This window comes from Nostoc sp. DedQUE12b (genome assembly GCF_034530835.1).
Lineage (GTDB): Bacteria > Cyanobacteriota > Cyanobacteriia > Cyanobacteriales > Nostocaceae > Nostoc.
Window position 1 is genome coordinate 66,423 of record NZ_JAVRCI010000018.1, and the last position, 12,536, is coordinate 78,958.

Below are 12,536 nucleotides of genomic sequence, written 5' to 3' on the forward strand. Positions count from 1 at the left end.
CTAACAAATGCTGACTTTCTCTCTCAGCTCAATAAAGATTTTACTAGGGTGAATACATAATGAACGAAAAAATCAAATGGTTCTACACAGCATTACAACCTAAAGGTTCAGTAATAAAAGCAATTTTCAAACATGTTTTATGGTGTGGAGCTTTTGGATTATTAATTTCTCTGCTTCACCATTTTGAAAAACCTGTATCCCAGCCTATTTTAGTAAATGTGATTCCTAGTATTGTTTTAGGTTTGTTACTTGTCTTTCGTACAAATACTGCTTATGAACGATTTTGGGAAGGGAGAAAATGCTGGGGTTCTCTAGTAAATAACGTCCGAAATTTAGCGAGGCAAATTTGGGTATCAGTTGATGAAATTTCACCAGAAGATAAAGATAATAAAATTACGGCATTAAACTTATTGGTAGCGTTCGCTGTAACAACTAAATTACATTTGCGAGGAGAAGGTGTCAATAGCGAGTTAAAAGACTTAATGCCATCTACTAAGTACATAAAACTGAAGATTATGAATAATCCTCCTATAGAGGTTGCCTTTTGGATAGGAGATTATTTACAGCAACAGTACCATCGTAATTGTCTTAATAGCTACCAGCTAACATCAATGCAAGAATTATTGAATAGTCTTGTGGATAATTTAGGTGCTTGCGAACGTATTTTAAAAACGCCTATGCCGCTTGCTTATGCTATTCATTTGAAGCAATTACTGATACTATATTGCTTTTTGCTACCATTTCAAATAGTAGACAGTCTCGGTTGGTGGACAGGTTTAGTTTCTGCTTTAGTTGGGTTCACTTTGTTTGGCATTGAAGCCATTGGCTTAGAGATAGAAAATCCTTTTGGTTATGACGCTAATGATTTACCATTAGACGCAATTTGTGAAACAATGAAGCGTAATATTGACGATTTAATTACTTTGACTCCCAATGCGCGATCGCACAGAGAAAATATATGATTAAATCAGGCATTATAAATTATTGTAGTATTAAAAATACTTCTTTAACAAACTGGTCATATAGCCTTGAGTCTTCACTCAATATTTCTGTCAAGTTAAAATAAGTGGATATTATCGGATCATTCCGAATACGAGTATGTACTTCAGTAGTGATACAACTGGCAATTAGAATAGATTTAACCTTTGGGTTCCTCCGAAAAACTTCTTCAAAAGATTTTTTAGCAGCACCATAACGTTCTAATGCTCCCGCAGGATCAGTTCCTCCTTTTATCTCAATTACACCGACTGTTGTACCTTGATTGTTTAAAAGTGAAATATCTGGCTCACTAGAAAATAATATAGAGGTATGATTAGCCAACATTACGCCCCGATAGTCCTCAATATTTCCTAGTTGTTCCTCAAGTCTGCTAGAATTATATACTTCAACTCCTGTACCTTGACGGGGAATAAAAGCAGCAAGAAGATTGCGTTCCTTAACCTCTTTGATAAGAAGTCGCTGTACAACTTTTTCTGCCTCTTCCCCAATAGCATTACGCCAAGAACCGTCTATTTGTGTCCCTGTTGAGGCTAGTAGTATTCCATATAATTCTTCCTCAGTCAAACTTTCTATAGAGCTATCAATTATCAGCGATATATGTTCATTAAAAAGCCGAGAAAGAGCTAAGGCTTTATCTTCTGCTAGAGAATATTTATTTTCTTGATCGAGTTCAATTCTTTTTACATCAATTGCTGCTAAATACTTAACAGCTTTCTGAGAAAGTGCCGCAATATTACGATAGTAAGCTAACAATGAAGAGTGTTCTCTAATTAACCTGGGATGGCAAAATACCTGAATGAGTTGTAAGTTAGGGTGTTCATTGATGTAGGTAAATGCTTCTTTTCCAATACCCCATTCTACCCAATTATTCCAACTATATAAATGAGTAACGGGTAATAAATCATCAATTTTAGTTCGTAAAGATAGCGTTTTGTATTCCTTAAGCTTGCGATAAAAGAAGGTTGAACGCAAGCGATAGTTTATACGATGTGCCTCAGTTAAGAGATTTGTTTCATTTAATGGCACAGTACTCACTTTTCCCAAATATAAACGCATTTACGTAGTTCTGTGCGTCCGTGATTTCCCATTTGCTGGCTACTATTTCCTTTACCTCTTCCTAATGTCCAAATATATCGCGTTTTCAGTCCAAAAGACTCTGCTATATCTGATAAAATCAGGTCTACAGGAACTTCTTCTCCAGCATATCTGACGTTATCATTTACCATTGCGATTATACCACCGGGTTTGAGAATACGAGCTAATTCATAAATTACAAAGCACATTTCGTAAAAATAATTACCTACCATTCTGACAATATTGTCATTATTTAATTTACCTTGTTTTTTATAAATTTCTAGTATTATTAATACTTCTTGCAATGCAGCCTGACTTTTGAAAGTAAAATCTATTTTTAGGAAATTATGATAACGTTCTATACTCGTATAATACTTCTCTAAATAATTACGTTTATCACGGTTTTCTACAGTGCATGATAGCATTTGCTGACGTAAATACTTCACTTTTTCTTCACTGCATCCCAAAAATGCAAGTTCAAGAGCATACGTGCGAGTGTAATCATATCTATTAACATAGGGTGGAGACGTAATGACAAAATCAATACTATTCTCTTGGAGAGTTGGAAGAATTTCTAAACAAGAACCTTCATAAAGGTTAGGTTCTGTATTTCCGACAATACTAGATTTATTGATTGCCAATTTTAATAATAAATTCTCACTAAATAAATCTAGTTGGATAGGGCTGATATTTAAATCCGACATAATCTGCTTTAGTTTTCGATTAATTGCATCTTTAAAAGATAAAATTTCTCCTTTATTAAATTCACTATTTCCCTTTGAACGGCCTGAACGACTATCCCAGCGCAGATATTGTCCATCTTTTCTAGTGTAGCTAATATCCTCTAAAATACAAAATGCAGCATATAGAAACAGAGTACTGATATCTTTATTTTGAATAACATTATTACAGTAAGATATGTACCCAATTAGTTGTTCTTCATTGCTCGAAGAAAATGCTCCACGAGTTATTGCTAAATGATTAAATATAAACAATTGATCGTAATAGTCCCAAAAATTGATTTGTTTGAACTTTGTAATTTCTAAATTTAATAACTCTACATCTATTTTCTGAGCAATGATTCGAGCTTGTGTGGCAAAAAGCCCAACAGGTAACAGTTCGATTCCCGTAGTTTGCCACCCTAATGCACTTGCAGCAAACAAAGATGAGCCAACTCCTGAAAATGGATCTATGAGTACACCTGGTTCTGGTTTAAATTTTTGAAGAAGATAGGTAACTAGACGTTCCGAAAATCCTTCTCTATATTTAAACCAGGAAGAAAATGGAATTTCTTTATTACCTTGGTAACTAACTAAGGTTCTATCTAAACAAGAATTATGAATAATCTTTAATTTAAATTTTTCGTAAAGCTCGTTTCTTTGATTTGAAGAGGATATAAATTGCATTAAATTACTTACAGATTAAACTTTTCTTGATAACTATATTAATATTTTTTAGCTATTATTTTTTAGTTTATATTTATCCTCAAGAAATATTATTTTTCAGAGCATCATTCTATTAACTTTTTTATAGACTCCGAATCGCCATCTCTAAACCTTGACATACACGAGTAAGAAAATCTAAATCCAAAGTAGCGATCGCATCACTAGCCTTGTGATAATGTGGATTTCGTAAGAATGCTGTATCTGTCACCATCATTGCCGGATAACCTAAATCCCAAAATGGTGCATGATCGCTAAGTCTGGTTTGGGGAACTATTAAACCTCGATTTGGCACGGGTAGCCATTGACTAGATACGCCAGCTTTGCGAATATTACGGCTCATCCCAATTAAGTCAGGCAATGTCCGCAAGTTGCCAATTAAAGCAATAAAATCACCCGTATCTGGGTAGAAGCGTTCCAGAGGAGGGGGGTAACTTTGGGAACCAGGTGTAGAATCCTTATAGCCCAGCATTTCTAGGGAGATCATTAAGCGTAGCTGTTGCTTTTGTTGATGCAACAGGGCTGCATAATCAGCACTACCCAGTAAGCCGTATTCTTCCATATCGAAAGCAACCAGCCTTAAGGGATATCTCACAGCTTGGGCAGCAAACTTTCTCGCCAATTCCAGCAACACCGCCACACCTGTAGCATTATCATCAGCTGCAACTGTTCCTGGAACGCCATCATAATGAGCGCCAATTAAAATTGGTAGTAAATCCTTTTTTTGCCCTTTAGCTTGGGATGGTAAATTTAATATCAAGTTATTACAAGCTTTACCTCTGACTTTAAAGGTGTGGATTTCCACACTCCCCCATTGAGAAAATTGCTGGCGGATGTATTCTTGGACAAAAAAATGTCCAGCCGTTGCCATGTAAGGATCGCGTTCTCGCGCTATCTCACTCAGGGAAGTCTGTAATCGCTCTGTTAAATTCAAATCTTTTAAGTAGTAGCAATAATATGAGAATTTTCAGGCACTCAAACAAGCAAAGCAAGCATTATTAAGGTGAATTTACCAACTTGCAGATAACTTAAACAGAAATAGGCGGATATCAAGAATTGAGGCTGCTTAGGCACACCAACCATCTCAATGCTATCCTAGTCTTGCAACTATCTCCTCTAGCTGCACTTCTTAGCTTACTGCCTTAATGATGAGTATTTGAGTATTATACATTGAGGTGTTTTTATCTTGTAGCACAAAGCTAGAGGTAGTTCCGCCCAATCATAATAAATATATAAGACACTTTAGGAGAAGAGTAACGCATGGGCAAGGTAGTCGGCATCGACTTGGGTACAACCAACTCAGTAGTCGCCGTTATGGAGGGTGGCAAGCCGGTGGTGATTGCCAATGCAGAAGGAATGCGAACAACCCCCTCCGTAGTTGGCTTCAGCAAAGAAGGTGAAAGGGTGGTTGGGCAAATGGCACGGCGACAAACCGTCCTCAATCCTCAAAATACTTTTTTTGCAGTTAAACGTTTCATTGGGCGGAAGTATGGTGAACTTAATGCAGATTCTAAGCGTGTGCCCTACACCATCCGCAAAGACGAAGTAGGTAATATTAAAATTGCCTGTCCTCGTCTGAATAAAGATTTTGCCCCAGAAGAAATTTCGGCAATGGTGCTGAAGAAATTGGCAGACGATGCTAGTCGCTATTTGGGTGAACCAGTCACAGGGGCAGTAATTACAGTACCCGCCTATTTTAATGATTCTCAACGGCAGGCAACCCGCGATGCTGGCAGAATTGCTGGTTTAGAGGTGCTGCGGATTCTCAATGAACCGACTGCGGCATCTTTGGCTTATGGATTAGATCGGGGTGACACGGAAACGATCTTAGTATTTGACTTGGGTGGTGGCACCTTTGACGTGTCGATTTTAGAAGTAGGCGATGGGATATTTGAAGTCAAAGCTACTAGTGGAGATACGCAACTTGGTGGGAATGACTTTGACAAAATAATAGTAGATTGGTTAGCAGAGCAATTTCTGGAAACAGAAGAGGTAGATTTAAGACGCGATCGCCAAGCTTTGCAACGTCTCATGGAAGCGGCGGAAAAAGCCAAAATTGAGCTTTCTGCTGTCAGTGTCACCGACATCAATTTACCCTTCATCACTGCCACGGAAGATGGCCCCAAACATCTAGAAACTCGTTTAACTCGTTCCCAATTTGAAGGTTTGTGTGGTGATTTGGTAGGAAGATTGCGGACACCAGTAAAACGCGCCCTCAAAGATGCCGGACTTTCACCTAGAGACATTGAAGAAGTTGTGTTAGTTGGCGGTTCTACACGAATGCCAATGGTAAAACAGCTTGTACGGGATTTGATTGGTACAGAACCGAACGAGAACGTCAACCCCGATGAAGTGGTAGGAGTGGGTGCAGCAATCCAGGCAGGTATTCTCGCCGGTGAACTCAAAGATGTGCTGCTTTTGGATGTCACACCCCTCTCTTTGGGATTGGAAACCATCGGCGGCGTGATGAAAAAACTTATTCCCCGCAACACCACCATCCCAGTACGCCGTTCTGACATTTTTTCCACGTCTGAAAATAACCAAAATACTGTGGAAATTCACGTAGTTCAGGGCGAACGGGAAATGGCAGCAAACAACAAGTCTTTAGGAAGGTTCAAGCTCTATGGCATCCCACCTGCGCCACGAGGAATTCCCCAAGTTCAGGTGTCATTTGATATTGATGCTAATGGTATTTTACAGGTAACAGCCCTAGATAGAACCACTGGGCGAGAGCAGAGTATCACCATTCAAGGCGCTTCCACCTTGAACGAGTCGGAAGTGAATCGGATGATTCAAGACGCTCAAAAATACGCCGATGTTGATCGCGAACGTAAAGAAAGAATAGAAAAGCGGACTCGTTCTGAAGCGTTGATTTTCCAAGCAGAACGGCAACTAAGGGAAGTCGCCCTGGAATTTGGTATGCAGTTTGCCCGCAATCGTCGCCAAAGAATTGATAATATTTGCCGACAACTGAAAGAGAGTCTTCAGGAAAGTAGTGATCGCGGTATCGATCAAGCCTACGCCGACTTGCAAGATGCTCTCTATGAGCTAAATCGGGAAGTCCGCCAGACTTATGCTGAAGATGAAGACGATGATTTGTTTGGGACTATCCGTGACATCTTTACTGGCGGTGAGAAAGAACGAGAACGCGAATTTCCCAGAGATACATATCGAGAACGCGACTCATACAGTAAAGACTATGGCAAAGATTACGGTAGAGATTATAGCCGCGATAATCGTTCTTCCTCTTATGAAAGCCGTCCTCCACGCAAATCCCGCCCCAGCTACCAAGATAACTGGGATGATGAAGAAGACAATGATTGGTTATAAGAAAAGTTAGGAGTACAGACGCGATTAATCGCGTCTGTACAGGAGTTAAAAATAAATCTTTCAACTCATAACTCCTACCTCCTAACTCATAACTCTTAATTAATCTAAAATCTAAAATTTAAATAACTGAACTATGCAAAATTTGCCGAACTTTCGCGATTACTATGAGATTTTAGGAGTATCTAAAGATGCCTCTGCTGAGGAAATTAAAAAGGTTTATCGGCGGTTAGCAAGGCAATATCACCCCGATCTGAATCCGGGTAACAAAGAATCTGAGGAAAAATTTAAGGATATTGGCGAGGCTTATGAAGTTCTTTCCGATCCAGCCAAGCGATCGCAGTACGACCAGTTTAGCCGCTACTGGAAGCAAAAAGGCTTTGCAGGTAACAAACAGACGCCGAAAGCTAAAACTTGGCAGAGTAGCGCTAGCGATCGCAACGGGAATCAAGATGTAGATCCTAGCCAATTCTCGGACTTTGAAAGCTTTATTAATCAAGTTATTGGTGTCAAAAATAAGAGTGCGGCAAATAACTCCAGTAATGGCAATAATAGCGATCCGTTCCGTTCCCCCAGAACAAAAGTTGCTTACACAGTTAACACTCCGCCTCGCACAACCCGCCGAGATATAGAAGCCAGATTAACGCTTCCACTAGAAAAAGCTTATCAAGGTGGTAATGAACGCATTCGTTTGGAAGATGGGCGATCGCTAGAAGTTAATATGCCTCCTGGGATGGTAACAGGTCAAACCATCCGTTTGCGGAACCAAGGCGTTAGTGGTGGCGATCTATACTTAAAAATTACCGTTGAACCTCATCCATTATTTAAGCTAGAAGGTTTAAACATCGTCTGCCAAGTACCTGTTACTCCCAGCGAGGCAGTTTTAGGAGGACAGGTAGAAGCACCTACTCTTGATGGGCCTGTGAAAATGACCACCCCTCCTGGAGTTAGGTCTGGTCAAAAATTTAGATTAGGTAATAAAGGTTATCCTAATGATGACGGAAAACGTGGCGATCAGTTAGTAGAAATTCAAATAGTTACACCGAAAAATATTAGTCAAGAAGAACGGGAGCTTTACGAAAAGTTGCGGCAAATTGAAACCTTTAAACCCCGTGCTGATTTAATACGTTAGTGACTCGTCGTTATATTCAGTATACTGTCCACTATCGAGTTGCTTAATACCAATGTTAACCTGACTGTGTAATGCTTCTAACTTGAGTTTTTGCAGTTCTTCCTCAAGACGCTGGAGTTCATCTATCATCTGTTGAAACGCTTGCGCTTCATGCACCACAACCTCAGCTTTCCCATTCACCGTTAGTACAAGCGGCGACTTTGTGGCTTTGATTCTATCTACGTAATCTTTGGCATTGCGCTTGAAGTCGGTAAGAGTTTGAATATTTTCGAGATTAATTTTGATCTGCATCGCATCTAATTAAATGCTTTATTAAGTTATCTTATCAGATGCTAGACCTGCTGTGTCTTCTCCAATTCATAAAGGATTTAAAATATAAAAAATATCTTTGAGCAAAGTGACTCAAACAGATGTGAATCAAAACGGGGCAATGCCACAAAGCAGCGAACCAACTTATTACTCCCTGCTAGGACTGCATCCCTGGGCATCGGTAATTGACATTCGTCGCGCTTATCGGCAACTGAGCAAGGTCTATCATCCTGATACTACAGACTTGCCGACTGCGATCGCTACTCCCAAATTTCAGCAAATCAACGAAGCCTACGCCACTCTTAGCCATCCAGAACGGCGGTTAAGTTACGATTTAAAAATTGGCTATTCCCGCTTTGGAGTGATTCAACCACCCCCTGATTTGAATCATCCTGTCTCCCATTCTCATGACTGGTCAAAATCAGCTTACCTCGATGCGAGCGATCGCCCCTTATCATCTGGCGAAATCTTTGCTTTGTTTATGCTGGTGTTAACATTTGTAGGTTGTCTGTTATTAGCAGTTGCCATTGGCTTAACTCGTGGCGAGGCTGCGATCCATTCCCATTTGCTGCAACCAACTACATTTGTACAACAGCAGATTACCTATATGTCGCAACTAATTACCCAGGCGATAATTAAAAATTAAACAATTTCCTAATTCAAAATCTAAAATTCCTATGGCTCTTCTTCCCTCTGATACTCCCCTATATAATCATCCCCTGCCACAAATTGAGCAGTGGCTAAAAGATCAAGGCTGTCAACAAGACGAAACACAAAGGCATTGCTGGCGTGTACAGCGGCCTAATTGGCAAGCTGAATTATGGCTTGATGTTGAGCAAATTGTAGTGCGATATCTTCAATCTGGGGAAAATGGACAAGATATCCAACGCTCATTCAAGTATTCTCTTAGTCGGGATGATGTAGAACAAGCTGTGTTTTCTGGGCCATAGGGCAATACAGTTCAGTTAAGCAATTTATTTCCTTCTCTTTCTTCTCTCTCCTTCCTCTGCACCTTATCTACGAGAAGCTACGCGTTAGCGCCTCTCGTAGAGAAGGCGGTTCGTTAAAAAATTGACTTGGATAACAGAGTTTTAGCCTTAACTGAACCGTATTGGTACTTAAGTTGCATAATCAAGGAGAATACCCCTCAGAAGCTCGTGTGTCTGAAATAATGACTCATCCTGGATATCTCCGTTACAAACAGGTTCGTGCTGCTTTAAATGAAACACGACGTGAAATTGGAGTGTAAAGCTATTAAACTTAAAAGGGCAGAGTAAGTTGGCTTCTTTCTCTACACCTGGAAAATTGGAAGCATAACTTTGCCGCGCCCTATTGGAACCATAAGCTGCCGTTGCGGCAAAGTTATGGGTAAAGTCACAATGACAAACAATTACTCACTGTACATTAATGGACGTAACTGGATTCGAACCAGTGACCTCTACGATGTCAACGTAGCGCTCTAACCAACTGAGCTATACGTCCTTAACCACACAATTATCAATTGTAGCATATACTTCTCTGATAAGGCAAGATAAAAGACCAAATAAGATAAACTCTATCAGTCCTTAAGTAATTAAGCGCAGATGATGTGAAGTATTTGTTTGATTTGTAAAAAGGTTGCACCACTTGCTATAAATCAAACAAATAAGTCAAATCCTCTTTCTGTTTGCCTCTAGCAAGACTGCCTGATTTCCTGCAAGCGTCTTTAAGTTTCTCGAATCCAAAATGCCAATCCTCCCCCACGACCGCGAGCTGCAATGAAATCTTCTGTCACTAAAAAGAAGCCAAAGAAAGGTAGTTTAGCTATAGGTTGGTTGTAGAAATCTTCTGTTTGAACTTTACCAGCACGGATTGCTCTATTGTAAATAACACGACCAAACAAACTGATAATCATCTGGTTAAAGTCAAAGGCCAATAAATTTTTCTTCCCGAAATATTGCACTGGCCCCGTAAGCTTCAGTGAAACTGGGTTAAGCTCAACCTGATTAGCAATTTCGCCTCTGCCTGAATCGTGTTCCAAAGTGGCATTAAAGGAAACATGGATTGTTATAAATTTGGGTACATAGAAACCGTTGCCTAATGCAATTCCCCCACTACCTCTGTTTTTCTTAGTGCCAGTGACAAAGCAAAGTTGCCATTTACCGAGAAGAAACTCAAACGGATAAGTCAACTTTTGTTGCTTGGCAGTTTTTTCAGCTTGTAGCAACGCCTTTACTAATATTTCAGCATTAGGGCGTATACTTTTTGGTTGTCTATACTTAGCCGCAGCCTGAGATAGCACGTTAACAAAGTCAAATGTTGCTTTTGGTGTTAAATTAGCCGTCATGAAGCCACTCTGGATTTAACTATTTCTTTGATTTTCTGATAGATTGTAGCGTTCATCTGCAAGAAGACACATCTTTCAACCGTAGTATCCGCTAGAAGTCTGTTGCTCTATTTAAGTTACTAGTAATAGTATTTCTGCGTCGAACTCACTTTAGGTTAATCGCAACAAAAAAAATCTCTTTCTTGCCCTAGCTCTCTAAGCTATTACGCATTTAAGCATCAACTGGTGAAGTTGTCCTAAGTCAATTGTCCAAAGTCCAATTGGTAAACACAAATCACTAATACAACTCTTGGAGAGGCTGCGCCAACGGCTTCTCTACGAGACGCTGTTCGCGTTCGCGGTAGTTGAATCTCGACTCACTTCGACGCCGCTCAGTGCAAGTCGCTCGATTACCGCGCAGTCAAAACTCAGTACAAGTGACTAATGACTAATGACGGTCTACACGGAAAATAGTGCAATATGTAGGCGCGTTAGCTTAACTCCATTTTCCCTATTTTCACCAAGGATTACCAACCATTGTAAATCCAGCCCAATAATAAGGATGCATGAGTGATTCATCAGCACTGTCAGCAGGTAAAGGCAAATTCTCAACTACTTTTAAACCTTGCACTTGTCCATCCTTGACATAAATTTGCCCTTTGACCATAGCTACTTGAGCTTGTCTGAGAGCTTCTGCCTTAATGGGATCTGTCTTTAAGTTCTCATAAAACTTTGTCATCAATGCTGCTGTGCCAGCATCATTAACTGACCAAAGACTAGCAACACTAGTTTTCACACCTGCCAGCACTGCTAAACCCGCAAATCCCAGTTCGGATTCTTCATCCCCTAAAGCTGTTCTACAAGCACTTAGCACAAGCATTTCAACTTCAGGTTCATTCAAGCGCAATTGTCGTAATTGGTTCAAGCGTAACTTGTCTTCCCACAGTTGAATATAGGAATTACTCAAAGCACCAGTAGCAAAATCGGCATGGGTTGCCATGTGAATAATTCCAAAAGGTTGTTGGCGACGGATAGTTTTGAGATTTTCTAAGGTGGCTTGCTTGTCTAACAATAATTTGCCCTGCCACAGTTTAGACACTAGTGTTGATAACTCAAGGGGGACTGCTGGTAAAGGCTCTTGTCCCTGAGTACTCTGAGAAACTCCCAGTGCTAAAATTTGAGATTTTTTGATGTCTTTATAGAGGGTATTAGTCAAACTAAGACTAGGCATTAAGCCAATACTGAATTTTTCTACTAGAAATCCCTTACCATCGTGAAGTGCTGCCATTGGGGTTGAACGTAACCCAATGTCTGGTAAAAAGACCAGATTGTTGATTTCTCTCGCTTGTAAATCTGCCTCTAATGGTGCAATAATCCAATGATAAAGTTGTTGAGATGAACGCAAATAACCGGTGCGACGACGGTTTTGTGGACTAACGATTTGGTCACGAAATTCTTGAGCTACTTTGAGAACTTTGGCTTTAGTTGTTTCTGGGATGCGCTTGCGGATAGGGTTGCCTTTGCCGGTTACTACTACTATTTCTAGCTGATCGCTATCCTTTTCTGCTATGGTATTTAACTGTTTTGTAAGTTTTTGAACTTTGCCTAAATTTTCCTCTGGTAGAATTTCTACAGGGACAAAACTGATGTAGATAAATGCAGGTTTCACACCAGTAGCTTCTTCAATTTTGCGAGCAATTTCTTTGGCATCATCTAGGGTTTTGATTCTAGGGGTGGGTATGCCTAAATGGTCGGCAAAATCATCTGTGAAATTGTCTTCGGGAGTGGGGTCGGTATTAAGAACGGGGTTATCAATCTTAGGATTATTGAGGACAAGGTTATTCGGTTTACCTGGTAGATTGCATTGGAATGTGCAGGGATTAGGATTCGGAGTTTCAGGATTCGGAGTTTCAGGATTCGGAGTTTCAGGATTCGGAGTTTCAGGATT

11 protein-coding genes and 1 tRNA gene are annotated in these 12,536 nt (G+C 40.0%); 5 read left to right on the forward strand and 7 right to left on the reverse strand.

Going from position 1 to position 12,536, the window contains the following annotated elements; all coding sequences use genetic code 11:
• The first annotated feature begins 59 nt into the window (after positions 1 to 59).
• Positions 60 to 962: a bestrophin family protein gene (locus RMY16_RS11960; RefSeq protein ID WP_416211664.1), complete on the forward strand. Its 903-nt coding sequence runs from the start codon at positions 60 to 62 to the stop codon at positions 960 to 962.
• Between the two features lie 19 nt (positions 963 to 981).
• Here RMY16_RS11960 and RMY16_RS11965 read toward each other — a convergent pair whose 3' ends face one another.
• The 3 genes from RMY16_RS11965 to RMY16_RS11975 all read right to left on the reverse strand — a co-directional run bounded on the left by RMY16_RS11965 (position 982) and on the right by RMY16_RS11975 (position 4,449).
• Positions 982 to 2,055, reverse strand: a complete 1,074-nt coding sequence (locus tag RMY16_RS11965) for an XcyI family restriction endonuclease (protein ID WP_322736533.1) — start codon at positions 2,053 to 2,055, stop codon at positions 982 to 984.
• Positions 2,031 to 3,479 (reverse strand): site-specific DNA-methyltransferase, encoded by a 1,449-nt coding sequence (locus RMY16_RS11970; RefSeq protein ID WP_322736534.1) that lies wholly within the window; start codon positions 3,477 to 3,479, stop codon positions 2,031 to 2,033. Before RMY16_RS11970 ends, RMY16_RS11965 begins: the two co-directional genes overlap by 25 nt.
• Positions 3,480 to 3,600: 121 nt before the next feature.
• The gene (locus RMY16_RS11975; protein ID WP_322736535.1) at positions 3,601 to 4,449 is read right to left on the reverse strand and encodes a M28 family peptidase; all 849 of its coding nucleotides are present in this window, start codon (positions 4,447 to 4,449) and stop codon (positions 3,601 to 3,603) included.
• A 326-nt stretch (positions 4,450 to 4,775) separates the two neighbouring features.
• On the opposite strand from RMY16_RS11975, the gene dnaK reads away from it, so the two are divergent.
• Together dnaK and RMY16_RS11985 are read left to right on the forward strand one after the other, a co-directional pair.
• On the forward strand, positions 4,776 to 6,845 hold the full coding sequence (gene dnaK / locus RMY16_RS11980; RefSeq protein WP_322736536.1) for a molecular chaperone DnaK: 2,070 nt from the start codon (positions 4,776 to 4,778) through the stop codon (positions 6,843 to 6,845).
• Between the two features lie 133 nt (positions 6,846 to 6,978).
• Entirely contained in the window at positions 6,979 to 7,974 is a 996-nt protein-coding gene (locus RMY16_RS11985; protein ID WP_322736537.1) for a J domain-containing protein, read from the forward strand.
• On the opposite strand, the gene RMY16_RS11990 is transcribed toward RMY16_RS11985, so the two are convergent.
• A complete protein-coding gene (locus RMY16_RS11990; RefSeq protein WP_322736538.1) occupies positions 7,963 to 8,265 on the reverse strand; it encodes a type II toxin-antitoxin system Phd/YefM family antitoxin in 303 nt (100 codons plus the stop codon). The two genes, RMY16_RS11985 and RMY16_RS11990, sit on opposite strands and share 12 nt — an antisense overlap.
• 139 nt (positions 8,266 to 8,404) lie before the next feature.
• Here RMY16_RS11990 and RMY16_RS11995 point away from each other — a divergent pair, with 139 nt between their 5' ends.
• Positions 8,405 to 8,929, forward strand: a complete 525-nt coding sequence (locus tag RMY16_RS11995; protein ID WP_322668523.1) for a J domain-containing protein — start codon at positions 8,405 to 8,407, stop codon at positions 8,927 to 8,929.
• Between the two features lie 31 nt (positions 8,930 to 8,960).
• Positions 8,961 to 9,233: a DUF3143 domain-containing protein gene (locus RMY16_RS12000; protein WP_322668492.1), complete on the forward strand. Its 273-nt coding sequence runs from the start codon at positions 8,961 to 8,963 to the stop codon at positions 9,231 to 9,233.
• 458 nt (positions 9,234 to 9,691) lie between these two features.
• On the opposite strand, the gene RMY16_RS12005 is transcribed toward RMY16_RS12000, so the two are convergent.
• From RMY16_RS12005 to RMY16_RS12015, 3 genes are all read right to left on the reverse strand, one after another.
• A tRNA-Val gene (locus RMY16_RS12005) sits at positions 9,692 to 9,765 on the reverse strand.
• 223 nt (positions 9,766 to 9,988) lie between these two features.
• The gene (locus tag RMY16_RS12010; protein WP_322668490.1) at positions 9,989 to 10,609 is read right to left on the reverse strand and encodes a hypothetical protein; all 621 of its coding nucleotides are present in this window, start codon (positions 10,607 to 10,609) and stop codon (positions 9,989 to 9,991) included.
• A 496-nt stretch (positions 10,610 to 11,105) separates the two neighbouring features.
• Positions 11,106 to 12,536, reverse strand: a 1,431-nt coding sequence (locus RMY16_RS12015; protein ID WP_322736539.1) for a CHAT domain-containing protein, incomplete at its 5' end; no start/stop codon positions are given.